The following is a 24,519-nucleotide window of genomic DNA, read 5'->3' as shown; positions in this document are numbered from 1 at the left end:
GGCACCTGCCGCTCACGCGGAGACGGCGGCTCCGGCGGCATCGGCGTGCAAGGTGTGGGAGAAGAACACCACCAGGTTCTCGGGCTGGTGTGATGGCCGAGGGCCGGCAAGCTACCGCGCGACCATCACCTGCAGGCGCGGCGGTGAGCACCAGGGACAGTGGCGCTGGCGAGGGGATCGCCGAGGCTCTACGGCATGGTGTGCGAAGAACGACAGGGTTGCCAGCAAGTGGCAGTTCAGGAGTGGCTGATCGTCCTGTGAAGGTGTGGCCAACCACGTCGTGATGAGCGGCGCGAGAGAACGCCACCACATCCATCCGCCTTGATACAACGGGCCCTCAGCGAGATCCCCGCTGAGGGCCCACACAGGCGAGGATCACCCGGTGGCACAGGAGCGGGACGCTGCCACCCGACCCCACACCCGCCACCGCTTGATCCCGTGGTCACACAGCGCCGCACGGACCTGCTTCGCCAGCCCCTCGGTCGGCGCCATCCTCAGCTGGCCGGCCAGGTGCCAGGGCCCCCTCTCCCACGGCCGCGCCCTCCTCCTGGTCGCCCAGCACCAAGACGGCTCCATCGCCGGCGCGCTGACCGCGTCTCCGCTCGACTGGATCGTCACTCATCCGGGCATAACCGGCGAGCACAACCAAGCCGCGCTGTTCAACCGGCTCGGCACCGCTCACGGCGTCGCCGTCGACGAGCCCTACGGCGGCCAGGGGATCGCCGCCGCACTCATCGCCGAAGCCGAGCGTCACCTGGCCCGCCAGGGCTACGGGCTGATCACCATGGACCACAAACCGAAGCTGACCGACTTCTATGCCCGCCTCGGCTACGCCCACGGCGCCCAAATCGTCATCCATACGCCCGGTCCCCTGATCGCCCAGCCCGCACACCAGGTGCGGACATACCTCATGTCCGCCACCCACAACTGGTCCGGGCGGGAGGCTGTGAAGTTGCGGTCGACCAGATCCGGCGGGCGGGGCGCCGACGGCTCGGGCACCGATGCGGCGCCGCTGCCCGCGGATGACGCCCTCGATGCCCAGCTCCCGCATCAGCCGCTCGACTGTGCACCGGGCCACCTCGATGCCCTTGCGGCGCGGGGCGCGGGTGATCCGCCGGGCCCCATAGGTGGCCCCGGACTCGGCGTGGATCTCCTCGATCAGCGGCAGAAGCTGCTCGTCACGGAGTCGGCGGGCGGACTTCGGCCGCTTCTTGCGGGCGAAATAGGTCGACGGTGACAACTCCAGCACCCGGCACACGGGATCGACCCCGAGGCCGCGTTCGCGCAGGTGGTCGATCACTTGCTCGGCCTCGTCCGGGGACGGTCGATCTCCTGGGCAAAAAACACGCCGGCCGCTTTGAGGATCTCATTCATCCGCCTCAACTCCGCTACTTCTTTGCAGAGTTGCTTCAGCTCGTCACGTTCGGCGGTGGCCAGCCGGTCGTCCCGCTCGCCGTTATCCGCCTCGGCCTGGCGGACCCAGCCGCGCAGGGCCTCGGGATGGATGCCGAGATCCCGCGCGACATGCGCGACGGGCCGGCCACTGGCCCGGACCTCACGGATTGCGCGCTCGCGGAGCTCGTCTGGGTATTTACGGGGTGCTGCCATGGTGCTGGTGGATCTCCTTCGCCAGGATCGTAACCCTGGCATCAGGGACTCCACGAAACGGGGTGCAGCTCAGCTTCCAAGGCCCCCCATCGGCCAAGCCACGCCGCCCCAAGTGACCAGTTCGGCCGACCAGGCTCCGGCCTCCGAACGGTGTCAGTGGTGGGCGGCAGACTGCGCGCATGGATGCTTCTCACAACACCGATCGCTGTGACCTTGCTGGGCTGGTGTGGGTCCGGTCGATGGGTGGCCCCTTGATCGTCGTTCCGGAGTCCTCGGTAAACGCCCGGGGGTGGATGCACGGAGGACGGTTCCGTCCTCGGTGATGCCGATGGCCGTGATGACCACGACTGCGCCTGCGAGGTGGAGGATTGGGCCGATGTCATCGCCGTGGGTGCGGGCGCCGTCACTGCGCTTGTCCTGGCCGATGAACCTGCAAAGACGTGCTTCCTGCCAGAGAAGCTGCTGTTCGTGCGGTGGCTGGCTGTGGACTCCGAGGCCGAGTTGTTCACGGCAGCCGAGGCGGTCCTGGCCGATCCGGACACCGCTTGGGAGGACGGCGGACTGTGGGTCACCGATGGCCCGCCGGTGTTGATGGATTCGGCCGAAGCGGGCGCCGATCTGGGAGTGGACTATCCAGACGGGGGCCAGCCGGACCAGGCTCCAGTGCAGGTCCCGGCAGGCCGGTGGAGGGTGCGTGCGGTCCATAAGAGCGGCGAGTTCCCATGGGCCGGCTTGGTGCAGCCCGTCGCCGAGGACGGTCGCCCCTGACGCTCGGCACCGCTGCCACTCAAACTTCCCTACGTTCTTCTTCGGGACCGGGCGAGCCCTTCGTATGGTTGGCCCACCCAGGGGCGTCGGGTGTGGCTTTCAAAGTTCTGCCGCTTGTGGCTTCCATCGATTGGCCGCCCGACGTCCCACGACGACTCGGCTGCCAATTAGGAATTGCGAATGATCGCTGAGTAGGGAATCGACAGCGAGGTCGTCCGTCGGGAGGGCATCAGCACCACACCGCACGGAGGCACCACATGGCCGCGATCTGGGCCGACATCGACGCAGGTAAGACCCATCACCACTAATGGCTTCCGAACGAGCCCGGCACCGGCTTGAACCCTGCATCACCACTGGCTATCAAGCCTCGACGCAGATCGGCGTCGTGTCGGTGCCGGGCCGTGTTCGTCACGTCGATTCTCTTGCGGTTGGATCGCGTACGTGGTTCGAGCCCGCCAGCACGGAGCATCCCCACATCACCCCGGGGCCCCAGAGCCCTCCGTGAAGACGGGGACCGGCATGCTGCCGCACTCCGGCACCTGTTCAACCGATTCCTCGGCTGCCTCTACTACTGCCTCCAGCATCGGGTCTTCTACGCCGAGACGACCGCGTTTCCCGCCCTCGAACCGGTCGCGGCCACGCCCGCTTGACTCTTGAAACCATCGGATGTCTGCGTCGCGATCGACGAGAGCGGCCGCCGACTTCTGTCACGACGCGTCGCCAACGACGAACCCGAACTGCTCGAACTCCTCACCGCCGTCCTCGCCTTGGGCGACGATGCGACCTGGGGCATCGACCTGGCCGACGGCGGAGCCGCCCTCGCCATCGCGATCCTCCTCAACCACGACCAACCGGTGCTCTACCTCTCCGGCCGGGCCATCCACCGCGCGTCCGAGGACTACCGCGGCGAAAGCAAAAACCGACGCCAAGGATGCAGCGGTCATTGCCGACCAGGCCCGTATCCGCCGCGACCTGCGCCCCTTACGGGCTGGCGATGAGGCCGTCACCGATCTGAAGATCCTCGCCGGTCGGCGCATGGACCTGGTCGCCGACCGCACCCGCACCGTCAACCGGCTCCGCGCCCAACTCACCGGCATCTTCCCCGGCCTGGAGCGCGCACTCGACCTCACCAACACCGGCCCGCTCATCTTGCTGACCGGTTACCAAACGCCGACTGCACTCCGCCGGATCGGCCGCAAGAGGCTGGAAACGTGGCTGCGCAACCGCAAGGTCCACCGCGCCGACCAGCTGGCCGAGACAGCCTTCCAGACCGCCGAGCGCCAGCACACCAGCCTGCCGGGCGAGAGGCTGACCGCCCGCATGGTGCACACGCTGGCGGCGGAGGTGAGGGGCCTCAACCAGCAGGTCGCCGAGATCGACAAGCTCATCGAGGCCCGGCTTCGCGAGCACCACGACTTCGAAGTGATCACTAGCATGCCGGGCTTGGGCGTCATCCTCGGTGCCGAGTTCCTGGCCGCGACATGGCTATCTTCGGCACTCCCGACCGGCTCGCCGGCTTCGGCGGTGTCGCCCCGGCACCTCGGGACTCCGAGAAGATCAGCGGCAACCTGCGGCGTCCCCAGCGATACAACCGTAGGCTCCAACGCGTCTTCTACACCTCCGCATTGTTCAGCATCAGAAGGTGCGAAGAGTCCCGCCAGTTCTACGACCGCAAACGAGCCGAGGGCAAGCGCCATACCCTGGCCGTCCTCGCACTCGCACGGCGCCGCGTCAACGTTCTCTGGGCCCTCCTGCGCGACGGACGGTGCTACGAGTTCACGCCGCCAACGGCCCTCGCGGCTTGACAAACGGCATTAGGAATCGTTGGCGCAGGACAGCTGCGACAGGGCCTGTCTCACAGCTGACAGGGTCGCCTCGTACCGCCTCCACCTGGGGAAACGCTGTGCGAGGCTCACAAGGAGCGGCGACGGAGAGGTCCCCTCGCCCCGACGTGCTCGATACGGTGGCGACCATGGCAGAACGAGGCGAGAGCAGGACGGGGTGGAGCGGGCACGGCTGGGCGGCGCTGTCGAGCCGCCGCAGGGTGCACCTTCCGGCACGATGCGGTGTGGTGCCCGGCCTGGGGAATTGATTGGCAGCGCGGCTTCCACCTCACGCTCATGCACGTCCGGTCTGGCGGGGCGCTGCCCGTACGGGCGGGCGAGGTCTCGGAGCCTGGACAATGGCGCAGCGGGTCGGCTGGAATGCGCTGACGCCCGCGCAGCAGTGGATGCTCGACAGCGTCCTGGGACTTGAGCCCGCCGGCGAGGCGGAGCAGCCACCTGCGCGCCGGACGCAAGCCGACCGGTGGGTCAGCCATCTTGCTGCGGCTCGTCAGTTTCACGCTCGCGAGGGGCACTCGAATGTTCCGCGAAGCACATCGAAGACGTCGGCGGTGTCCCGGTCAAGCTGAGTGGGTTTCTCGATAACACCCGCCGCAGGGCAGGCCGGCTCGCCGCAGCCCGCCGCGCGGAACTCGACGCTCTCGGCATGTGCTGTAGTGCGGCCGGGCCGGCAGGCGGTCGCCCCGGTGAGAGAGGCAAGGCGACCGCCCTGGCCTGCCACGGTGACCAAGCGGCAGGAAGCCACCTCCCACAAGCGTCCACGGAGAGGAGGTGGATCACTCATTGCGCATGAGTGATCCACAAACGTGAGCGACGTTGTGTAGTCCCTGTGCGAGCAGGCCGACGCCGGACCAATGTCACCCGAACGGCTTACGCGCCCTCACCTCGAGCATGCGGCCATCACCATTCAGCCCACACTCAGACTGGACCTTCTGCCGCCGCACCGTTCCCGTGATCACCGCTTCGTCGGGAGGCGTCGTGGTCGTGCTGGCTCTGCTCGTGCCGGAAATGCTCCTGCTCCTGATGCTGGCACTGGACCTCTTCGAAGACCTCCTGTTCCCCTCACCGCCACCGCCCTCTCCAGATGACAAGCCCCGGGAGCAGGCCGACAGCCACGATCGCGGACAGCGAGACAGCTAGCGATCAACGCTCCCGGGTTCCCGTTGTCCCGTTTCCTTTGATCTTGCCGTCGAGCGCTTGCCTGACCTGCGGCGAGACAAGGTCGTGTCTGGCGAACGGCTCCCTTGCGTTCCTGGTCGCATGGATCGTCCAGGGGGATCCTGGAGCTGTGGCAAGGAAGAGCGTCCAGAGTTGCAGCCAGTGCGGCAGCCCGCTGCCCCAGGGCTGCCGGAAGTCACGCCGGTACTGCTCAACGGCCTGCCGCACGAAAGCGTGGAGATGGAAGCGTGAGCGGGCGGAATGGTGGCGGAGCAATCTGGAGTTCGCCGCCGCCTTGCGCGAGGGCGGCCCCTACCGTCGGGCCGAAAAAGCGGTGCCCGGTCTGCAAGGGCTGGTGGTTCGTCGGCGAGGTCAAGGGCGGCAACCGCAAGCGGGTGGATGCCCTGTACTGCTCACCGAGGTGCCGCACCCGGGCCTATCGCCGGAGGCAATCACGTTCAGAAAGCGTCACACCGTGACGCCTTCAGGTGACGCTATGGGGGTTCAGAAACCGGCACTGCCCATCCCCCGTTGTGGTCCGTGTCCCGTCTCGCGAGATCTTCCCTCTGTCTCACCTGACGTTCTCCGATCTGCATGTCGGGGACAAGGTCAAGTGAGACAGGTCTGGTCAGTGCGATGCCGTCGGCCGACATCGGGAATATAAGAACGGCTCGCCGGCAACTTCGAGCGAGACGGCCAGGCGCCTGACTCGAGGTTGTTTCTCTGCCGACCAGTGCCTCGCTCGAAGAAAAAATCGAATGATGGGGTCCTAAAACTAACTGGGCCAACTCACCTACGAAGCCACCCGGCGGTCGTCCTCGTCATCCACGCCAACATCTCCTCCGGGTTAACCCGGGTCTACTGGGTCGCTTCGGTAAGGCGCCTCGGTGACCGGGTCTGGGAGATCGCGTACCCGGTCGGCGATCGGTACGGCCGTCGGAGGCACCAGGGCGTAGGAGAACCAGTTCGGCCCGGGTGCTGTGACCGGTCGCCAGCGGTCGGCCAAGAGCGCGGTGACGTCGCCCTCGTCGATACCGCGGGGCCCGATGCCGCGGCGTCGCCGCGGCGCGGCGCGCAGCAGGAGGATCGCTTCCGGTGCGGCAAGGGTGTTGACCGTGGTGGCCCAGCCCTGCCGACGCTCTGCCGGGATGCCATGCAGGCAGCCGTTGTCGAGCAGGAGCGAGGTGGCGCCGGCGAGTTGTCCCTGGGGGTCTACCGCGTCTGGCTCGGTCACGTCCGCGACGCGCCAGACGACACGGCTTCCCGGGTCCCTGCGGCTGGCGGCGGTGATGGCCTCGGGCGTGTAGTCGAGGGCCGTGACCGACCAGCCGTGTTCAGCGAGGTAGCGTGCCTGGATGCCGGTGCCGCAGCCGAGGTCGACGGCCTGGGCGGGTGGCAGCGGCGCGGGGCCCTCGACGATGTCGATGACTGGGCCGGCACCCGGGCCGGTCCCAGGGGACGATGCCCAGGCGGTAGAGCGTGCGGTACGTGCGGCGCATGGAGAGTCCTCGGGTAGGCGGTCGCCGGTTCAGTGGTTGGCCGACAGCCGGCGAGGGTGGAACCACAGAAGTGCACCGATGAAGAGCGCCGGTGCGAACGCGGCGGTGCTGACCTGGCTCAGGCTCAGGTCTCCGGTGGCCAGGTAGGCGAGCGTGGCCGTCCAGTCGATGGCCTGGATGACGATCATCGTGTCGATCCAGCCGACCCGCTGGCGCGGTGCCCGCGCCGCGCTGAACATCCCGTAGGCGTAGCCAAGGAACCGGCCGGCCATCATCGCGAACAGCCAGTTCGCCCAGGCCGGCGCTGCCGGACGCAGGCCCAGTGCCTGGGCGCCCGCCACGGGGGCCAGCAGGAACAACACCCCGAGAGCCAGTTGGAAGATTCCGACGGTGACAAGGGTGGCGCGTAGTGCCCGCACGGGTGGTGCTCCGTTCTGCCGGTGGACGATGCCATGACGGTAGGCGGGCACCGAGGCTGATTGTCAAAGAGTGAACTAGTATCCGTTCCTGAACCATTGGGCTTGAGCAGCGGAGATGTCATGAATGAGAAATGCGCCGACGAGACCTGCCCCGTGGCCCGGGCCGTGGAGATCCTCGACGGCAAGTGGACGATGCTCGTGATCCGTGACCTGCTCGGCGGTACCAGGCGCTTCTCTGAGCTGCGCGCCTCGCTCGCCGGCATCAGCCCGAAGACCCTCACGGACCGGCTGCGCTCCCTGGAGGAGCACGGGCTGCTGCGGCGCGTCATCCACGCCGAGGTCCCCCCGCGCGTGGAGTACACACTGACCGACACCGGTCTCGGCCTCGAACCCGCCATTCGCGCGCTGGGCGCCTGGGGCGCGACGATGGCACCGGCACCGGCAGGAACTCCCGCGGCCGGCGTCCGCTAGCCGAACCTGGGACCGGCCCGCGAAACCGGGGTATACGTTCAGACCGTCGATCAGAAGATCGACAGCGGCTCCCCCGATGGACGCGACTGTTCGGCATCTGGCCGCCCTCGCCGACCTCCGTCGTCTTCTCAGCTTGGCGGACCTGGAAACGCGAGCGACCGACGACACCAAGTGAGACAAACACGCCAATCCACTTCCCGGCGGCAACACCAGGTGAGACAAACCGCCAGGCCGGTCTCACCGTTGATTACAGGACCTGACTTCCGCTGCCCGGTCTAGGCCCTGTCGTCAAATGATGATCTTGAGTGGTGGATCATGGTCGGGTGATACGTCGTCATGAACTGTCCGATGCCGAGTGGGAGTTCGTCCGGCCGTTGCTGCCCGCGTCCTTGCGGGGCCGCAAGCGGTTGGACGACCGAAGGGTCCTCAACGGGATCGTGTGGAAGTTCCGCACCGGCACGGCCTGGCGGGATGTGCCCGAGCGGTACGGATCGTGGGCCACGCTGCACACCCGTTTCCGCCGGTGGGCCAAGGACGGCACCTTCGAGCGGATGCTGCGGGCCGCGCAGGCCAAGGCGGACGCGGCCGGGGACATCGACTGGCTGGTGTCGGTCGACTCCACCGTCGTGCGGGCCCACCAGCACGCGGCCGGGGCCCGAAAGGGGGCTCTGCCCGCCGGCACTCGGACGCTCGCGGGGTGGCCTGACCAGCAAGATCCACCTTGCCTGCGATGGGCTCGGCCGCCCGCTGGCCTTCACCCTCACGGGCGGGAACACCAACGACTGCACGCAGTTCACCGCCGTGATGGAAGCGATCCGGGTGCCCCGTCCCGGGCCGGGACGGCCCCGGGTGCGGCCCGCCCACGTCCTCGGCGACAAGGGCTACAGCTCCCGCGCGATACGGACCTGGCTGCGACACCGAGACATCCCGCACACCATCCCCGAGCGGGCGGACCAAGTCCGCAACCGGCTCCGGCGCGGCAGCCGGGGCGGGCGTCCGCCGGCCTTCGACAAGCAGGTCTACAAGCGGCGCAACGTCGTGGAACGCTGCTTCAACCGCCTCAAGCAATGGCGCGGCATCGCGACCCGCTACGACAAGACCGCCGAGTCCTACCAAGCAGCCGTCACCCTCGCCTCGCTCCTGATGTGGGCGTGACATTTGACGACAACTCCTAGCTTGGTCTTTAACATCCGGCGTCGAATGGTGCGTCGAACTTGATCACTCGGTTCGGTAACCGGCGTACACGGAAGCGGCCTTCGGCTGAACATGTGCTCCGACCAAGGAACACACACGTCCAGCACGAAGGCCGTGAGGATGAGTCTGCTGCATCACGAGGCCCGATCGGAGGCATTGGCGCAACTGTCATGCTTCCGGGGCGAGTTCTACTCCTGTCTGACCGCTCGTTCGGACGCGTTGTTCGAGCTGGCCGATGCCGTTCTGTGCGGCGACGGACCGGTGAGGTCGCTGGCTGAGCTGTCGCTGGTGGGCGAACACCGCCGAGGCCATGGCGGGCTCTACGCCGCCCTGGCCCGTGGACGCATCGATGCCAGCCGGCTGCGGCGGGCACTGGCCGAAGTCCCACTGCCACGGGCTGCCGACGGCCGGCTGGTCCTGGCCATCGACATCACCTGCTGGCTACGCCCCGACGCCCACACCTCACCACAACGGATCCTGTGCCACACCTACGGCCGGGGCAAGGACCAGCACATCCCCGTCCCCGGCTGGCCCTACTCGATCGTCTGCGCGCTCGAGCCCGGCCGCAGCTCATGGACCGCACCGCTGGACGCACTGCGTCTGACGCCCGGGGACGACACCGCCACCGTCACCGCCCGGCAGTTGCGCGATCTGCTCCAGCGACTGATCACCGCGGGGCAGTGGCAGACGGGCGACCCTGACATCCTCATCGTCGCGGACGCCGGATACGACGCACCCCGCCTCGGCTTCCTCCTCAAAGACCTGCCCGTGCAGGTGCTGGCCCGGATGCGATCCGACCGCGTCCTGCGCAGGGCTGTCCCACCCAGGCTCCCGCACACCCAGGGCCGGCCGCCCCGGCACGGCGGCGAGTTCGTCTTCGGGCAGCCCGACACCTGGGGCACCCCGGACACCGAAACCGTCACCGACACACGCCTCTACGGCCAAGCCACCGCCCGCTCATGGAACCGGCTCCACCCCAAGCTGACCCACCGCTCCTCCTGGGCAGCCGCCGACGGCACCCTCCCGATCGTCGAGGGAACAGTGATCCGCCTGGACATCGCCCACCTGCCCAGCGGCGCAACACCCAAGCCGGTCTGGCTGTGGTGGTCAGGCACCGATGCCACACCGGCGGACGCCGACCGTCTCTGGCAGGCATACCTGCGACGCTTCGACATCGAGCACACCTTCCGCCTGTTCAAGCAGACCCTCGGCTGGACCTCCCCGAAGATCCGCACCCCCGAGGCGGCGGACCGGTGGACCTGGCTGATCCTCGCCGCCTACACCCAACTGCGGCTCGCCCGCCCGCTGGCAGCCGACCTGCGTCGGCCCTGGGAGAGACCAACCTCGCCGGACAGGCTCACCCCCGCCCGAGTCCGCCGCGACTTTCGGCACATCCGCCCACAAGCCGCCTGTCCGGCCCAAGCACCGAAACACTCCCGCCCCGGCCCCGGACGGCCACCGGGCCGAAAGAACACCCGACCCACACACCGCCACGACGTGCACACACCCCGCAAAACACCATCGGCGAACCAGCGAACGAAGAAGTCAACCACCCCACGACCCCGCCGCACGGGTTAAAGATCAAGCTAGGGTTCTCAGCCGTAGCCCGACCCCGGTATCGCTCTGGCGAGCTGATCGCGTCCCATGAAGTGGTGTAGCCGGGCAGGGTCCCGGAACGCACGGGTGTCTGCCCGGGGCGTGCATCCACCGGCGTTGCATGCTCCCTGAACAAGGGCAGGCCATCGCGCAAGTGTTTCTGGTGAACGGGCAGTTCAACCGGAGGAGCGCATGATGGCCTTGTCCCAGTCTGAGCTGATGCGGCTGCTTGAGTCACTACGTCGGGCCGATGGAGTTGAAGCAATCAGGGTGGTGTGCGAGCACATCCTGCAGGAGCTGATCGAGGCCGAGGCCACCGAAGTGATCGGTGCCGCGCCGCGCGAGCACTCCGAGACACGCACGACCTGGCGCAATGGACACCGGGACAAGCTGCTGACCACGCAGGCCGGCGACCTGGACCTGAAGATCCCGAAGGTGCGAAGCGGGTCGTTCTTCCCGTCGCTGCTGGAACGCCGACGGCGGATCGACCGCGCGTTGTTCGCCGCCGTGGTGATGGAGGCATACGTGCACGGTGTCTCGACACGCTCGGTCGACGACCTGGTCAAAGCACTCGGTGCGGACAGCGGGATCTCCAAGTCCGAGGTCTCCCGCATCTGCGGTGAGCTGGACGAGGAACTGACCGCGTTCAAGGAACGGCCGCTGGACCACACCGTCTTCCCCTGGCATCCGGGTAGTCCACCCGGCCACGGGCCTGCCACCAGCGGCGGATCGACTCGACGGCGAACACCGAGGTGTCGTGATCGGTGCCGACGTTCACCCAGCCGCTGTCGTGGGCCAGATCGTAGATGCCGAAGGGTATCGCCACGTCGACGTCGGGGCCGATGAAGTAGAAGCTGTGGTCCTCCACCTGCACCGGATCGTCAGCAGGGCGCCACTGCCGCCCTGGGTTCGGCAGCTGCCCTATCTGCTCCTTCTTCTTGGCGTCGATGCTGATCACCGCCTGACCGCCGGACTGGTGCTCTTTGAGCTGTTCGTTGATGTAGCGGAACTGTGCGTCCCGATCGGGGTGTTGCTTGCCCTCCAGCGTCTTGGCGCTGGCCTGCAGACTGAGTGGCTGTTGCTGTTCCGAACTTGAGGAGTGCTGGTCAAACGGGAGTCACCTGAACTCCCAACCCGACCGGTCCTCCCCCGCCGTCGTGACCTCCGCGTCCATCACATCGAGCGGCAGCATGACCGCGCGCACCGGGTGGACGTCACGTCGCCGAGGTGCCAGGCCGCGCGGCGAGGTCAGAGCGCCCACAGGCAACACGCCTGGCGTACCGCCACCACCAGCGTCCTCGCAGCAGTGCGCAGCTTGTCACCCGAGCGGTGGGAGGCGAGGACGTCCGCAATGGCCGACCGGCGGTGACCGTGAAAATCGCTGTCCGATCACCGGAGCACGGTGATAGACATCCGGCGTGGAAGAGAATCTTGAGTTCCCCGACCTGTTGCGACTGATCGATGAACGGTCGACCGCCTTCCGCGCCGTGGTCGCCGCCGCGCCCGGTCTCGACGCACAGGTACCGACCTGCCCTGGGTGGACGCTGTTCGATCTGGTGAAGCACCTGGGCGGGGGAGACCGCTTCTGGGCCGCCATCGTCGGCGCGGGGCCCGCCGACGCGCCCCCGGCCGAGGCCGTCGCCACGCGTGCCGCGCTGGAAGTGCCGCAGGAACGTGAGGCCCTGCTGGCCTGGCTGGACGCGTCGACGCAGCTTCTGCTGGGCGCCCTGCGCGCGGCGGGACCGGAGAGCGGTTGCTGGACGTGGTGGCCCGCGTCGCAGTCACCGCAGACCGCCGGCGGCACCGCCCGGCACCGGGTCCAGGAGACCGCGGTGCACACCTACGACGCCCAGCTCGCCGGGGTCGCCCCGCAGCCGCTGCCGGTCGAGCTGGCACTCGACGGTGTGGAGGAGTTCCTGTTCACCGTCTGCGCAACGCCGAGTGCCTGGCCGCACAAGCCCACGGCCTTCGACTTCCACGCCGCCGAGGGCCGCTCCTGGCGCCTCACCGTCGACGGCGACGGCGCACGCACCACCCGCATCCCCGCGCCCACCGCCGCGACCGGCGAGGACTCGGACGCAGCCGGCGCCTCCGTCCACGGCACGGCCAGTGAGCTGGTCCTCTACCTGTATGACCGGATCCAGGCCGACTCCTTGCACGTTGACGGAGACGCAGGGCTGCTCGACCTGCTCCGCGCCTGGGAGCCGGAGGAGAAGTAGGACGTAGCGGGGGCGCGGCATCAGCCACACCTGGCCGTCCTGCCGGCGCAGCACCTTGATCGTGGCCTCGTCGTCCAGCAAAGCAACGACGATGTCGCCGTGGTCGGCGCTGTCCATCTTCCGCACGGTGACCGATGTCGCCGTCGCAGATCGCCGCGTCGAACGCCTTTGCGGAGACGTGGTGGGGCAACGCCTGGGTACGCGCTCTCGAAGAGGGAGCCCTGGACGCGGCGCGGCTGGCGCGCGGAGGGGCGTACGCCGACCGGGGGCACGTCGACGCCATTACCGTCACACCGGGACTCGTGCTGGCCTATGTCCACGGGAGCCGCCCGCGGCCGTACCGCGTCCAGGTCCGACTGCGGACGCTGGACGACGGCGACTGGGACCGTTTCCTCGACGCGGCGGCCGAGCGCCCCGGGCACATCGCGGCCCTCCTCGACAAGGAGATGCCCAAGTCGCTCGCGGACTGCGGAGCCGACCTGCTCCCCGGCCCCGGCGACCTGGCACCCCAGTGCAGCTGCCCCGACCACGGCCACCCCTGTAAACACGCCGCCGCCCTCTGCTACCAGACGGCACGTCTGCTCGACGAGGACCCCTTCGTGCTGCTTCTGCTGCGCGGCAGGGGCGAGCGCGAGCTGCTGGACGCGCTGTCCCGCCGCAACGCCACCCGCGCGGCCCGCGCCGCCCAGGAACAGCAGTCGGCGCCACTGCCCGGCGTACGGGCCCGTGACGCCCTCGCGCGTCGGGCGCTGCCGCCTCTCCCGGCGCCGCTGCCCGCCCCCGCGCACCCCGAGCAGCCGCCGATCTACCCGGGCGCGCCGGGCGGCCCCGACCCGTTCGCGCTGGACCAGCTCGCCACGGACGCGGCCGCCCGCGCACACGCGCTGCTCACCACGGGCCGCGACCCGGTCGCGGAGCTGACGCTGTGGCAGGACGCGGTACGGCTCGCCGCCGCCCGCCCCGGTTCCGGCCTCACCGCCGGGACCCGCGCCCTGTACGCCTCGCTGGCCTCCGCCGCCGGCCGTACCCCCGCCGACCTGGCGCGCGCGGTCGCCGCCTGGCGGCAGGGCGGCCTCGAAGGACTCACGGTCCTGGAAGAGCCCTGGGACCCGCCCGCGGGCCGTTTCGACCGCGCCCGCCCCCTCCTGCTCGCCGCCGACCTCCCCGCCTTCCGCCCCTGGCGCAACCACCTCACCCACCCCCGCGGCCACGCCCAGCTCCGCCTGGGCCACGACGGCCTCTGGTACGCCTACGAATCGGAACCGGGCCACGAGGACTGGTGGCCCCGGGGCACCCCCGACCTCGACCCGGTCGGCGCCCTGACCGGCCTCGGCGCCCCCGGCGAGCTCTGATCCGCCCCAGGGTCGGCAGCCCGACCGGGCACGGGGCACGGCGGGGCCCGCCGACCGCGTCGGGCGAGAACGGCCGCGGCCGCACCAGGGCGCCCCAGGGGAGCCGGCGCGGCCGCGCGTGCGGGCCAGGGACGGTCAGTGGGACGCGGGGAAGCCCAGGTCCGGACCGGCCGCCACCTCGGCCGGGTCCGGCCAGCGGCTCGTGATGACCTTGCCGCGCGTGTAGAAGTGGATGGCTTCGCTGCCGTACATGCGGTGGTCGCCGAAGGCCGAGTCCTTCCAGCCGCCGAAGGAGTGGTAGCCCACCGGCACCGGCATCGGCACGTTCACGCCGACCATGCCGGTCTCGACCTCCAGCTGGAACCGGCGGGCCGCGCCGCCGTCGCGGGTGAAGATCGAGCTGGCGTTGCCGAACGGGGAGCCGTTGATGATGTCCATGGCCTCCTCGTAGGTCTCCGCGCGGAGCACGCACAGGACGGGCCCGAAGATCTCGTTGCGGTGGACGTCCGAGCCCGTGCGGACCTTGTCGAGGAGCGAGACACCCATCCAGTGCCCGTTCTCCAGGCCCTCGACGGTGAAGTCCCTGCCGTCGAGCACCACGTCGGCTCCCTGGGCGGCCGCGCCCGCGATGTAGTCCGCGACCTGGTCGCGGTGGGCCTTGGTGATGAGCGGGCCCATCTCGGACGTCGGGTCGTTGCCCGGGCCGATCTTGACCTTCTTGGCCCGCTCGGCGATCCGGGACACCAGCGGGTCGCCCGCCGAGCCGACCGCGACCACCACGGAGACCGCCATGCAGCGCTGGCCCGCGGAGCCGTAGGCGGCCGTCACGGCGGCCTCGGCCGCCGCGTCGAGATCGGCGTCGGGCAGCACCAGCATGTGGTTCTTCGCCTCGCCGAGGGCCTGGACGCGCTTGCCCGCGGCGGACGCCCTGGTGTAGACGTGGCGGGCGACCGGCGTGGAGCCCACGAACGAGACGGCCGCCACGTCCGGGTGGTCCAGGAGGGCGTTCACCGCGACCTCGTTGCCATGCACGATGTTGAGCACACCGTCGGGCACGCCGGCCTCGGCCGCGAGTTCCGCCAGGAGCATGGACGCGGACGGGGCCTTGCTGGCCGGCTTGTGGACGAAGGTGTTCCCGCAGGCGATCGCCATGGGGAACATCCACATGCTGATCATCGCGGGGAAGTTGAACGGTGAGATGCCGACGATCACGCCGAGCGGCTGGCGGATCGACGCCACGTCGACGTTGCTCGAGACCTCCGTGGACGTGTCGCCCTTGAGCGCCATGCCGAGCCCGCAGGCCAGTTCGACGATCTCCAGGCCCCGAGCCACCTCGCCCAGCGCGTCCGCGTGGACCTTGCCCTGCTCGGCGGTGATCAGCGCGGCGAGGTCGTCGCGGCGCGCGTTCAGCAGCTCGCGGTAGCGGAAGAGGATCGCGATCCGCTGGGCGAGCGAGGACGTGCGCCAGGTGGCGTAGGCCTCCTTCGCCGCGGCGACCGCGGCGTCGACCTCGTCGGCGCCGGCCATCGCGACCTGTGCGGTGACCTCTCCGGTCGCGGGGTCGGTCACGGGGCCCCAGGCGCCGGAGGCGCCTGCGGCGTCTCCGAAGGGCTTGCCACCGATCCAGTGGGTGACGGTCTTCATCGGCGGAACTCCTTCAAAGGTGACGGCGGCGGGCGGTGAGGTTCCTCTCGTTCACCTCCCGGGCCTCGACTTCAGCCGGACGGTCCGTGGCCTCGGCCGCGGACGCCTTTCCCACGCGGGGAGGGCTGACTGCTGATATCGAAGCTACTGTTCCGATCCGCACGTACAGGCGTTTCGGAGCCTCGGGGCCCGAAGTGCCTCCCTCAGGTCCCACACTGTCGTGGCGTGGATCACTGGTGTCGGCAGTTGCGTGTGAGGCCGTGCAAGACCCTGGGGAGGTTCGGCAAGCGTCGCGACCCCCTCCCGTGGGAAATGGTGAGATGCGGGAGCGTGGGCAGGTGAGTGACATGAACGCCGAAAACCTGCAATACCGCTTTGACGGGCCAGACCACGCTCCGGTACTGATCCTGGGACCGTCCCTCGGCACCACATGGCACAGGTTGTAGAAACCGTCCAGGAGCGTCTGTCCAGTCCATGCCGGGACTGTCCGGCCGGCTGCGGCCCGGGAACGCCGGTGCCAACACCGCCGCCGATCACATCACGGTGCTCGACCAGGCGCTCACGCAGCTGTGGCGCTACGGGGTCGCCCCGTGCGGCCGTAGCCGCACGAAGCTGCCCGGGCGCTTCAGCTGAGTTGTGCCTCAGCGAAAAGCGGCGATGCTACGGGCGACCCAGTCGTTGAAGGGGCGCGGAACGCGACCGAGGACTCGTTCCACGTCCGAACTGATCCGTAGTTCGGCGGGGTTCGGGGCGGAGATGATGTCCAGGGTGTCGTCGGCGAGCTCCGGCGGCACGAACTGGGTCATCGCGGCCTTGGCCTCCTCGCGGGTGAGTTCGTGGAACCGCACCGGCGAGCCGAGCGCGGCGGCGATGGCTTCCGTCTGCTGACGCGGCGTGATCACCTCGGGCCCGGTCAGCTCGAAGACTCCGCCGGTGTGCCGGTCGTCCAACAGACAGGCCGCCGCGACCTCGGCGATGTCCGCCGGGTCGACGATCGGAACCCCGACGTCGCCGAAGGGTGCGGCGACCATCCCCTGCGTGCGGACGGAATTCGCCCAGGCCAAGGCGTTGGAGGCGAAGCCGCCCGGTCGCAGGACGGCCCAGTCCAGGCCGGACTCTCTCAACGCGTCCTCCACCGCGCGCATCGCGATCCGCGACGGACCGAGCGGCCTGGTCGCCACGCCCTGCGAAGAGAGCAGGACGACCCGCCGGACCCCGTTGGCCGCGGCCAGGTCGATGATGTCGATCGGCCTGGCTTCGGGAGCGTGCAGGTCGCCGGACAGCAGGAGGAACAGCGCCTTCGCCCCGTCCAACGCGGGAGTGAGACCCTGCGGCTCGGCCAAGTCAGCCGGCACGTGCCGGACCCCGTCCGGCACCGCCGCCGCGTGCCGCGACACCGCTGTCACCTGCTCGCCCGCCTCGGCCAGGACCTGCGTCAAAGGCCGGCCCACATTCCCGGTAGCCCCGGTCACCACGATCATGTTCAGCTCCTAGTCCGTTGTGCACTGCGGCAATTGACGCTAGGAGTCGGGCTTACTTTCCGTAAGAACATACCCAGGGGTAAGCTCCGGACATGGGGGAAGGTGCGCAGGTGACGCAGGCCGAGGCGGGCAATCGGTATGAGGTGTTTCACACCGACTGCCCTGCGCGCGACGTGGTCGACCATGTGACCAGCAAGTGGGGTATCTGGGTGCTGATCTCCTTGCGGAGCAACGGCCTTCGGTTTTACGAGCTGCGTGACAGCATCCAGGGCATCAGCGAGAAGATGCTCGCTCAGACACTGCGCGCACTGGTCCAGGACGGCCTGGTCTGGCGGGAGGTCGAACCGACGACGCCGCCCCAAGTCACTTACGGGCTGACCGAGTTCGGTCAGGACGTCGGCGAGCCGCTGACGGACTTGTTCGACCGGATCACACAGCGGCTGCCATCCAGCGGAACGTCCGCCGCGGAGCGGCTGAGCGCAACAGGTCAAGCGAAGCAGCTGACCACCCCAGGTCCTTGACAACTTCACCATCTCTACGACGAACACTGATCGTGATGGCAGAGAGGTTCATGCGTACTCGCACCACGGACAGTGGCAGGAAGGCCGCGCCACGACGCTGTTTATGGAGGACCTGTCCTACCTGTCGTTCACCCCAACGAGTGAACAGGCTGACCAGCCAGTCTCAGTTCCGTGGCCGATCGGCCACGAAATGGCCACCGGTGTCCCGTCTCAATAGATCTTGGAGAGGTGCGGTCGCTGACCTGCGGGGTGACAGGTTGAGTCGTGACTCACGGAGGGCGGGACAAGGCGTCCCAGAAGGGCTGCGGCCAGCGTTGAGTGCGCGTCTCATCGATCGTGGCCAGGGCGGTGCTTCCTGGGCTGGGCTTCGTCAGGATGGTGAGATGCCTGCTTCCAGGATTCGCACTGAAGATGGCAGTTTCCTGGTTGCCTCGGGACGCAGGTTCTGACCGGGCGTGGCCGCCGTCGAGGAATTCGTTCGCTGTCCGAGGTGATCGCTCCCGAACCGGAGCGTCCTTTCATCTATCCTTCCTCATGCTTCGTGACGGGCACTATCAAGGGGACGACTGCCCTGTGTCTGTCAGCCGAGCAGCAGGTCTACTTTCATCAGGGATACGAGCCCACGGACCGCGATCGGCATGACATGGCTCAACTCCGCCGAGTCTTCGGGATCGCCACCCATTTCTGAGGAGCGATGCCAAGCCCCCGCGCCGCTTCGGCGGGCAGGTGGCTGTGCTCTCGCCAGTGCGGGGAGGCGAACAGGCCGGTGAGTACGACGACTTCGGGATACGTGACCGGCTCGATCCGGGCGTCGGAGGGGCGGTAGGGATCACCGAACGGGTCCTCGCCCAGCCCGTCGAGTCTGCGGTCCCACCGCTGCCGAAGCGGTGGGCAGCCGGTTTCGGACGCAAACCACTTGAGTGCGCGGTCGCGTGCGTCGACGTAGGCCATGTCGGTGGAGGGGGGGTATGCCACGGCGGATAATCCGCTGATGCCAGCGGTTGGCGCGAAGCACTTCGGGCAGTCTCGTCAGATCGTGCTGTTCGTCCCCGAGGATCCAGCGGCGATGGCAGACGCCTTGGTGGGTGGGGTGGGGTGGGGTGGGGTGGGGTGGGGTGGGGTGGGGTGCTGCGGACGACGAGGCCGCGGATGTGGCGGCGGGCCATGCAGAGCCGGCAGGCGGGACGACGTCGGGGCTCGGTGACCTCCTCGGTGACCGAGCGGGGAAGTCGCAGACTGGGGTCGCCGATCGCGCCGAGCGGTGGCATCGCGCGGACCAGCAAGGACGCACTTCGACCGGTCAGAAAGGCGAGCCGGGACCGTACGGCGGGGGTCCAGTAGCCGACTCGGTTGTCGACCCGGCGGTGCTGTCGCGACGGGCCGATCAGGGGCAAGAGATGTCCGATGGTGAGGTGGTCGGCGTCGGCGAGGCGGTTCAGGTAGGAGCCGATCGTCTCGCGGTGAACGGGCGGCGGCGTGAGCGGCAGCGCCCGCAGCCGGGTGGTCACGCGGTCCGTTTCTCGATGCGGGTCCGGCGCCGGCGTGCGCGCGGGAGGTTCTGCTGTTCGGCGCTCTCGTCCGGGTCGACCCGTTCCAGCGACGCCCGGGTGATTCGCTCGCTGCCGTCGAGGATGGCGTCCAGGGCGGCTTCGCGGACGAGGTGGGACAGGCTTCCGATCATGCCGCCGGTGCGGTCGTGCAGATAGCTGCTCAGCTTCAACAAGGTGCCTGCCCGGTGGGCATGCAGCCGCAGGGATTCCTCCAGTGTCGCGACCAGCGACCGCCAAGAGCTGCGCTGTTCCTCGGTCTTGTGGCCGAATGGGCTGGTGGGGATGAGGCTGTAGCGGCTGGCGATCTGCCCGCCGCGCCGTCCGGCGAACAGCCCCGTGCCCTCGACATCGGCACCGGCCAGGACGAAGGTCGCGGGGATGCGCTCGGACAGGTACTTGATCTGGTCGGATGCCTCGGCGCCGACCCGCGTACCAATATCAAGATTCTGCAGTTCATCGATGAGCACGAGACGGCAGCCGAGGGTGCAGAGCAGATCGCAGACCTCGTTGGTGACCTCGACCTGGCTGTAGCGGGACGGCAGCGGCAGGCCGATGAACCGGGCGAACTCGATGGCCAGCATCTTCGGGGTGGCGGCCGGCGGGACGGTGACATAGACGACCGGCAGGGCCTTCGACGGGATCTCCCCCGGCGCCGCCCCAACTGTTCGTGGTTTTTGCCCAGTTGCGTGATCGCTGTGGTCTTCCCGGTGCTGGCTGGGCCCGAGATGATCAGTCCCCGGCGGGCGGAGTACTGGTGCCGGTTGAGCAGGATGCGCTTGCGGCCGGTCGCGGCGACATGGCGGATCGTCGGGTGGAGACCATCACCAGTTGAGCGTGATAGTCCTCCCGGGCCCGGTCATACTCCGCCCGTTCGGACTCCGGCAGCCGCTGCAGGGCCGCAGGCGGCAGGACGACCGGCGGTGCGACGGTCTCCGCGACGAACGCGGCCCAGCCCTCCTTCGTCGTCAGCGGGTAGTCGACTTCCTCCGGCTCCAGGAAGTGCGTCATCAGCGGCTCCCGTCGGTGAAGGCGTCACCCCGAAGGGGATGACCTTGGCCACCGCCTCGTCGTCTTCCGGCTCCGTCTCCTCGACCAACTCCGGCAAGACCTCGGCAACCGGGCGGCCGGGGAGCGCGGACGCGGCCCGGGTGCGGGCGGCGATCCGCCGGTCCGGTCCTGCCCCGGCCCGGGTCAGCGAGTCCTCGACCGCCGCCGCGATGGCGCCCTCGTCGGTGGTATCCGCTCCCCGCGCGGCCAGCAGCGACCGTGCATGGCGCCACGTGAAGTCGGCGAACGGGGCGGACACCGTGCCCAGCCGGGTCCACGGGGCGGTGATCCATCCTCCGGCCCGGGTGTCGCGTACCCAGACGTGGGAGAGGTCGTAGGGGTCGTGATGGACCTCCCAGAGATTGCCCTTGACATCGACCCCGGACGGCTGACGCCGGTAGGGGCCCAACTCCCGGCAGTCGTAGGTGCGGTAGTCGAGGGTGATCCCGTAGTCGTTTGATCGTGCGCCACTTTGGTTCGAACTCTGGCCGGGGGCTGGTGCCCGCGGCGGGTGCATCCGGCGGCACTCCGGTTTCGACCTCGATGAGGTGCCTCTCGAAGAACTGGGCCTTGCGCGATCTCCGACAGCGTCTGTTTCCTCATGGGGACCACGGCCGCCGACGGTGACCACAGATTCGGTCTCCTGCACGGCGTCGGCCTCACAGATACCGCGGCGTGGTGGAACCGGTGAGATCATCCGTTCGCCCACCGCGCCGCCACAGCAACACGCTGAGCGCGACGAACCAGACGAAGCCAAGGAAACGCCCGACCGGGATGAAGACCGAGCCGCCCTCGGCGACGAGCGAGCTCATCGACAATGCGCTGGCCACCCCGCTCACCATGCCGCTCCACGTGACCCAGGCGGGCAAGGCGTGGCTGGCGCGTCCCGTCGCGGCGACCAGGAAGACCGCCACGCCAAGTGCGGCGATGGCCGGCCCGGCGCCGGTGATGAAGGACAGGTCCGAGACGGCCCGATACGTGGACAGTTCCGCCTTGGAACTGATCTGAGCCAGAACCCAGGTGGTGCTGGCGGAGAGCAGGAGGAGAGCTCCGGCGACGGTGGCCAGCGCGCGGACCATGCCCGCCCGGGCGTCGCTGCCGTACCTGCGGACGAACGCGGTCAGACAGGGGACGAACGCCAGCAGCGCGAGGGCAGACAGCCCCTGGAGCAGGCCGAGGATGCGGAAGAGGTTCTCCAGAGTGGCTGGATCCTTCAGCCGATACGTCTGTACTTCGGCGTCGCTGGAGTACGGCGTTACCGTGCCGGACGGGCCCAGCGCCCCGGCGATGACGAGACTGGCCACGAAGAACAGGACGTACAGCACGCCGGTCAGAGCGCCAAGGTCCCGGCGCTGGGCGCTCGTGCGGGTGAGCGTGGCGGTGGTCACGGCGGCGACCCTCCTGAGGTAAGTGGTGACGGCGGAGCGGAAGTCCCGGCCCCGCTGTCTTCACCATCACGGAGCGGCTCCTGTGGGACGTCCCGCGCAGGAAGGCCGTGGGCGTACTCCCGGCGGCGTACAGATCGCTCCGCTGAACTGCTCGGAGTGCCGACCGTACTCGCGTCGGAGCAGCGGGAGTTACTTCCGCCGAGGGACGCCCTGGATGGTCAGAAGGGAGAGCCTGGCCGCGTGCATGTGATCCTGACCTGATTGAGGTATCTATGTCCCCTTCCGCCGGATCATCGACGGTGACGACGGCCGCTGGCGGCAGCCCACAACGGCGTTCAGACCACCGGTTGCCTCAGACGGCCCGTAAGAGCATGGTCGTCGTGCATGTGGTCGTCTCTGTCAGTTGGTTGGCCTTGATGCTCTGCCTGCTCACCCTGGGGACGACGGCGCTGGCGACGAACAATGCCGACACACTGCGGACCGCCTACCGGGCGATGGGGATGCTGGGGAACATTCTGATCATCCCGCTGAGCCTGCTCACGTTGGTCAGCGGTGTGATGCTGGCGCTCGCCACGCCGTGGGGCCTGTTTCGGTACTACTGGGTCAGTGCCAAGTTCTGGCTGACCCTGGCGACGACGGTGGCCTCGATTTTCGCCCTCACTGCCAGACTGCACGACGCGGCGGATGCGGTGGCCCGGCATCCGGTGGGCCCCATCTCAGCCATGGATCTGGGATTCATCCGCTACAACATGGTGATCGTCCCGGCCGTCGCGCTCCTGTTGTATCTCGCCAACGTCATCCTGTCCGTCTTCAAGCCATGGGGTCGACGGCCGGCCGCGCCGAGTGCAGGCCGGCAGTAGCGTCGCCGTGATCAGCTGTGAGGCGTCGTTGTTCTACGGGAACATGCCGACCGACCTGTCGGGCGCCTGTGGAATTACCAGCCCCGTCACGAGATCTCCAGCAGAGCCGTAATTCCCCACCAGCGGCGTCAACTTCCCCGCCCGCATGTCCGAGAGGCTGACTCAGCTCTTCGGAGCCCGTTCTACCGGAGGGGGCATGCGGCTGTAGTGAGGGCCCCTTGCGCTGTAGTGGGCCAGGTGCAGGGTCTCACCGTCGACCTGGAGCTCCGCGGGCGGAGGGTTGGGCACGAAGAGCCCTACCTGAAGGTGCCCGTCGATGCGAACCAGCTCACGGGGTTGATTCCAGCTGTCTGCCCAACTCTGAGCCCGCTCGCGAGACCACGGGTCTTGGAGGGTTCGCGGCGCGGCGGGATCGTGGTCGTAGCCGTTGAGGGCACGGACAAGGCCCTCGCTGTAAACGCCCTTGACCCGGAAGTTCTCCAGGTCGTCCACACGCACGACCATGTTGACGTACCGGCGAGCATTACCTCGGTGCCGACCCACGGCCCGCACGCGCCAATGGCCCGGATCCCATTGGACCGGCGGGATCCACAACAACGCCCCGGGCGCAAAGTGCCGCGTGCCGCGCTGGACGTCGAGGCCGCCCTCGCCGCGGGCGGTTTCCCACGCGACATTGGCCACCAGGCACCAGCCCAGCAGCCCCTCCGGCGTCACTTCTTCGGTGCGTCCCGTGTCTGTCACGCCGAGAATTTTGAGACATGAGACGGGGCGCGAGCCAGCGCTTATCAGCTGAGCCGACCGGCGCAAACCACATTCCGCATCACCCGCCGCAGGAAACATCAGCCTCGTTCGAACATGCGGGCGGGGAAGTTGGGGATCCTGGTGGGAAAAACCCGACCGTCGACAACCGGGCAAACTTCGGTGCTCAGGCGGGCCCGCTCTGACGCTCACGGACGAAGCCGGCCGCCCAACGGTCGCGTACGGCTCCGGCGAAGGGTGTCGGCTATTCAGCGGCGATCGCTGCGTGCAGGCAGCCGTCGCAGGCGGATTCGCCGCCCGTCGGCGCGAACGGCTCCCCGCAGCGGACGCACTTCTCCACGCCGGAGAAGGTCTCGCCGCAGTGGAAGCACAGGTCGACCGGGTTCTTCGGCAGGACGACCTGCCCAGCCTCCACACCCTCGCCGCCGGCATCGACGCGACCTCGACACCGCCATCGCCGGATTGACCCTGCCCTGGAGCTCGGGCGCGGTCGAGGGGCACGTCAACCGGATCAAGATGCTCAAGCGCCAGATGGTCGGGCGTGCTGGCATCGCCCTTCTGCGAAAGCGAGTACCGCTCGCACTGTGATCGCAATGTCAGCGGCTGATGCGAGGATCCCGACGCAGCTACACGAGGAGATCAACATGGGTACCTGGGGCACTGGCCCCTTCGACAACGACACGGCCGCGGACTTCGCCAACGCTCTCGACGACGCCAAGCCCGAGGAGCGCGAGGCACTGATCCGTGGCGTCCTCACGCGCACCGTCGATGCCGTCGGCTGGCTCACCGAAGGAGAAGAAGCGGTGGCCGCAGCCGCACTGATTGCGGCGCAATGCCCGGGCGGCGACACAATCGACACACCCTACGGTCCTGAGAGGCCCATGCCCGCCTTTCCCAACGATCTTCGGACGCTCGCGGACGAGGCCCTCGCCCGCGTCATCAGCGAGGAGGCCGGGCCAGCCTCGAACTGGGTCAACCCGGCAGACTGGAAGCAGTGGCGAGCCAGTCTCACGCGCCTTCGCACAGTCCTTGCCCCGCGATCACCGTCCATCGCGCTGTTCGATGTCGAGCAATGGCAGAGCGTCACCCGCCACCAAACCTGAGGCAGAACCCGAGTTGTGACGGCGGTTGTCTAGCTCTT

The 24,519-nt window shown here is 68.6% G+C and carries 21 protein-coding genes and 10 pseudogenes; 16 read left to right on the top strand and 15 right to left on the bottom strand.

The window, feature by feature from the left end; translation table 11 throughout:
* Positions 1–382 precede the first annotated feature (382 nt).
* Positions 383–823, top strand: a pseudogene (locus AAFF41_RS52065) (GNAT family N-acetyltransferase); the annotation flags it as partial.
* 246 nt (positions 824–1,069) lie between these two features.
* Here AAFF41_RS52065 and AAFF41_RS52060 read toward each other — a convergent pair.
* Together AAFF41_RS52060 and AAFF41_RS49700 are read right to left on the bottom strand one after the other, a co-directional pair.
* Positions 1,070–1,249 (bottom strand): annotated as a pseudogene (locus tag AAFF41_RS52060) (IS3 family transposase); the annotation flags it as partial.
* 47 nt (positions 1,250–1,296) lie between these two features.
* Positions 1,297–1,608, bottom strand: coding sequence for a transposase (locus AAFF41_RS49700; protein ID WP_343326169.1), 312 nt, complete (start codon positions 1,606–1,608; stop codon positions 1,297–1,299).
* A gap of 351 nt (positions 1,609–1,959) precedes the next feature.
* Between AAFF41_RS49700 and AAFF41_RS49695 the strand changes: the two are divergent.
* From AAFF41_RS49695 to AAFF41_RS49680, 3 genes and pseudogenes are all read left to right on the top strand, one after another.
* Positions 1,960–2,376, top strand: a pseudogene (locus tag AAFF41_RS49695) (Imm21 family immunity protein); the annotation flags it as partial.
* 653 nt (positions 2,377–3,029) lie between these two features.
* Positions 3,030–4,181 (top strand): annotated as a pseudogene (locus AAFF41_RS49685) (IS110 family RNA-guided transposase).
* A 1,017-nt stretch (positions 4,182–5,198) separates the two neighbouring features.
* Positions 5,199–5,360: a hypothetical protein gene (locus AAFF41_RS49680; RefSeq protein ID WP_343326168.1), complete on the top strand. Its 162-nt coding sequence runs from the start codon at positions 5,199–5,201 to the stop codon at positions 5,358–5,360.
* An 865-nt stretch (positions 5,361–6,225) separates the two neighbouring features.
* Here AAFF41_RS49680 and AAFF41_RS49675 read toward each other — a convergent pair.
* Positions 6,226–6,798, bottom strand: a complete 573-nt coding sequence (locus AAFF41_RS49675) for a class I SAM-dependent methyltransferase (RefSeq protein ID WP_343326485.1) — start codon at positions 6,796–6,798, stop codon at positions 6,226–6,228.
* A 108-nt stretch (positions 6,799–6,906) separates the two neighbouring features.
* Entirely contained in the window at positions 6,907–7,296 is a 390-nt protein-coding gene (locus tag AAFF41_RS49670; RefSeq protein WP_343326167.1) for a hypothetical protein, read from the bottom strand.
* Positions 7,297–7,416: 120 nt separating this feature from the next.
* Between AAFF41_RS49670 and AAFF41_RS49665 the strand changes: the two genes are divergently transcribed.
* The 4 genes and pseudogenes from AAFF41_RS49665 to AAFF41_RS49650 form a co-directional block, all read left to right on the top strand.
* A complete protein-coding gene (locus tag AAFF41_RS49665; protein WP_343326166.1) occupies positions 7,417–7,767 on the top strand; it encodes a winged helix-turn-helix transcriptional regulator in 351 nt (116 codons plus the stop codon).
* Positions 7,768–8,093: 326 nt separating this feature from the next.
* Positions 8,094–8,922 (top strand): IS5 family transposase gene (locus AAFF41_RS49660; RefSeq protein WP_343326465.1). Its coding sequence is split into 2 segments (ribosomal slippage): positions 8,094–8,449 and positions 8,448–8,922, totalling 831 coding nucleotides; the frame shifts between segments, so codons are not numbered across the junction.
* A gap of 159 nt (positions 8,923–9,081) precedes the next feature.
* The gene (locus AAFF41_RS49655; RefSeq protein WP_343323364.1) at positions 9,082–10,539 is read left to right on the top strand and encodes an NF041680 family putative transposase; all 1,458 of its coding nucleotides are present in this window, start codon (positions 9,082–9,084) and stop codon (positions 10,537–10,539) included.
* Positions 10,540–10,752: 213 nt separating this feature from the next.
* Positions 10,753–11,241, top strand: a pseudogene (locus tag AAFF41_RS49650) (transposase); the annotation flags it as partial.
* Here AAFF41_RS49650 and AAFF41_RS49645 read toward each other — a convergent pair.
* A pseudogene (locus AAFF41_RS49645) lies at positions 11,237–11,641 on the bottom strand (ISAzo13-like element transposase-related protein); the annotation flags it as partial. The pseudogenes AAFF41_RS49650 and AAFF41_RS49645 overlap by 5 nt on opposite strands.
* A gap of 334 nt (positions 11,642–11,975) precedes the next feature.
* On the opposite strand from AAFF41_RS49645, the gene AAFF41_RS49640 reads away from it, so the two are divergent.
* Positions 11,976–12,776 carry a maleylpyruvate isomerase family mycothiol-dependent enzyme gene (locus AAFF41_RS49640; protein WP_343326165.1) on the top strand — a complete coding sequence of 267 codons (801 nt, stop codon included), beginning with the start codon at positions 11,976–11,978 and terminating at the stop codon, positions 12,774–12,776.
* Positions 12,777–12,791: 15 nt separating this feature from the next.
* On the opposite strand, the pseudogene AAFF41_RS49635 reads toward AAFF41_RS49640, so the two are convergent.
* Positions 12,792–12,936 (bottom strand): annotated as a pseudogene (locus AAFF41_RS49635) (LexA family protein); the annotation flags it as partial.
* Position 12,937: 1 nt separating this feature from the next.
* On the opposite strand from AAFF41_RS49635, the pseudogene AAFF41_RS49630 reads away from it, so the two are divergent.
* Positions 12,938–14,128: pseudogene (locus AAFF41_RS49630) on the top strand (SWIM zinc finger family protein); the annotation flags it as partial.
* Between the two features lie 135 nt (positions 14,129–14,263).
* Here AAFF41_RS49630 and AAFF41_RS49625 read toward each other — a convergent pair.
* Positions 14,264–15,772: a CoA-acylating methylmalonate-semialdehyde dehydrogenase gene (locus tag AAFF41_RS49625; protein WP_343326164.1), complete on the bottom strand. Its 1,509-nt coding sequence runs from the start codon at positions 15,770–15,772 to the stop codon at positions 14,264–14,266.
* A gap of 474 nt (positions 15,773–16,246) precedes the next feature.
* Between AAFF41_RS49625 and AAFF41_RS49620 the strand changes: the two genes are divergently transcribed.
* Positions 16,247–16,405 carry a hypothetical protein gene (locus tag AAFF41_RS49620; RefSeq protein WP_319753343.1) on the top strand — a complete coding sequence of 53 codons (159 nt, stop codon included), beginning with the start codon at positions 16,247–16,249 and terminating at the stop codon, positions 16,403–16,405.
* Between the two features lie 8 nt (positions 16,406–16,413).
* On the opposite strand, the gene AAFF41_RS49615 is transcribed toward AAFF41_RS49620, so the two are convergent.
* Positions 16,414–17,253, bottom strand: coding sequence for an SDR family oxidoreductase (locus AAFF41_RS49615; RefSeq protein ID WP_343326163.1), 840 nt, complete (start codon positions 17,251–17,253; stop codon positions 16,414–16,416).
* 92 nt (positions 17,254–17,345) lie between these two features.
* Between AAFF41_RS49615 and AAFF41_RS49610 the strand changes: the two genes are divergently transcribed.
* The gene (locus AAFF41_RS49610; protein ID WP_319753330.1) at positions 17,346–17,774 is read left to right on the top strand and encodes a winged helix-turn-helix transcriptional regulator; all 429 of its coding nucleotides are present in this window, start codon (positions 17,346–17,348) and stop codon (positions 17,772–17,774) included.
* A 502-nt stretch (positions 17,775–18,276) separates the two neighbouring features.
* Positions 18,277–18,462, top strand: a pseudogene (locus AAFF41_RS49605) (nucleotidyltransferase domain-containing protein); the annotation flags it as partial.
* Here the strand turns inward: AAFF41_RS49605 and AAFF41_RS49600 are convergent.
* The 4 genes and pseudogenes from AAFF41_RS49600 to AAFF41_RS49585 all read right to left on the bottom strand — a co-directional run bounded on the left by AAFF41_RS49600 (position 18,423) and on the right by AAFF41_RS49585 (position 20,332).
* Positions 18,423–18,749 (bottom strand): hypothetical protein, encoded by a 327-nt coding sequence (locus AAFF41_RS49600; protein WP_343326508.1) that lies wholly within the window; start codon positions 18,747–18,749, stop codon positions 18,423–18,425. The pseudogene AAFF41_RS49605 and the gene AAFF41_RS49600 sit on opposite strands and share 40 nt — an antisense overlap.
* Before the next feature lie 242 nt (positions 18,750–18,991).
* A pseudogene (locus tag AAFF41_RS49595) lies at positions 18,992–19,282 on the bottom strand (TniQ family protein); the annotation flags it as partial.
* Positions 19,279–19,905 carry a TniB family NTP-binding protein gene (locus AAFF41_RS49590; protein ID WP_319753329.1) on the bottom strand — a complete coding sequence of 209 codons (627 nt, stop codon included), beginning with the start codon at positions 19,903–19,905 and terminating at the stop codon, positions 19,279–19,281. The pseudogene AAFF41_RS49595 and the gene AAFF41_RS49590, both read right to left, overlap by 4 nt.
* Before the next feature lie 148 nt (positions 19,906–20,053).
* Positions 20,054–20,332: a hypothetical protein gene (locus AAFF41_RS49585; protein WP_343326162.1), complete on the bottom strand. Its 279-nt coding sequence runs from the start codon at positions 20,330–20,332 to the stop codon at positions 20,054–20,056.
* A 38-nt stretch (positions 20,333–20,370) separates the two neighbouring features.
* Between AAFF41_RS49585 and AAFF41_RS49580 the strand changes: the two genes are divergently transcribed.
* Entirely contained in the window at positions 20,371–20,709 is a 339-nt protein-coding gene (locus tag AAFF41_RS49580) for a hypothetical protein (protein WP_343326161.1), read from the top strand.
* A gap of 321 nt (positions 20,710–21,030) precedes the next feature.
* Here AAFF41_RS49580 and AAFF41_RS49575 read toward each other — a convergent pair whose 3' ends face one another.
* Complete coding sequence (locus AAFF41_RS49575; RefSeq protein ID WP_343326160.1) at positions 21,031–21,759, bottom strand: hypothetical protein; 729 nt, start codon at positions 21,757–21,759, stop codon at positions 21,031–21,033.
* 371 nt (positions 21,760–22,130) lie between these two features.
* On the opposite strand from AAFF41_RS49575, the gene AAFF41_RS49570 reads away from it, so the two are divergent.
* The gene (locus AAFF41_RS49570; protein ID WP_319753325.1) at positions 22,131–22,619 is read left to right on the top strand and encodes a DUF2269 domain-containing protein; all 489 of its coding nucleotides are present in this window, start codon (positions 22,131–22,133) and stop codon (positions 22,617–22,619) included.
* Between the two features lie 162 nt (positions 22,620–22,781).
* On the opposite strand, the gene AAFF41_RS49565 is transcribed toward AAFF41_RS49570, so the two are convergent.
* Together AAFF41_RS49565 and AAFF41_RS49560 are read right to left on the bottom strand one after the other, a co-directional pair.
* Positions 22,782–23,360, bottom strand: coding sequence for a hypothetical protein (locus AAFF41_RS49565; RefSeq protein WP_319753324.1), 579 nt, complete (start codon positions 23,358–23,360; stop codon positions 22,782–22,784).
* A gap of 262 nt (positions 23,361–23,622) precedes the next feature.
* On the bottom strand, positions 23,623–23,793 hold the full coding sequence (locus AAFF41_RS49560) for a hypothetical protein (RefSeq protein WP_319753341.1): 171 nt from the start codon (positions 23,791–23,793) through the stop codon (positions 23,623–23,625).
* Between the two features lie 229 nt (positions 23,794–24,022).
* Here AAFF41_RS49560 and AAFF41_RS49555 point away from each other — a divergent pair, with 229 nt between their 5' ends.
* The gene (locus tag AAFF41_RS49555; protein ID WP_319753323.1) at positions 24,023–24,481 is read left to right on the top strand and encodes a DUF4259 domain-containing protein; all 459 of its coding nucleotides are present in this window, start codon (positions 24,023–24,025) and stop codon (positions 24,479–24,481) included.
* Positions 24,482–24,519 lie beyond the last annotated feature (38 nt).

It is taken from the genome of Streptomyces mirabilis, from assembly GCF_039503195.1.
Lineage (GTDB): Bacteria > Actinomycetota > Actinomycetes > Streptomycetales > Streptomycetaceae > Streptomyces > Streptomyces mirabilis_D.
This window is presented reverse-complemented; position numbering and strand designations above follow the sequence as displayed.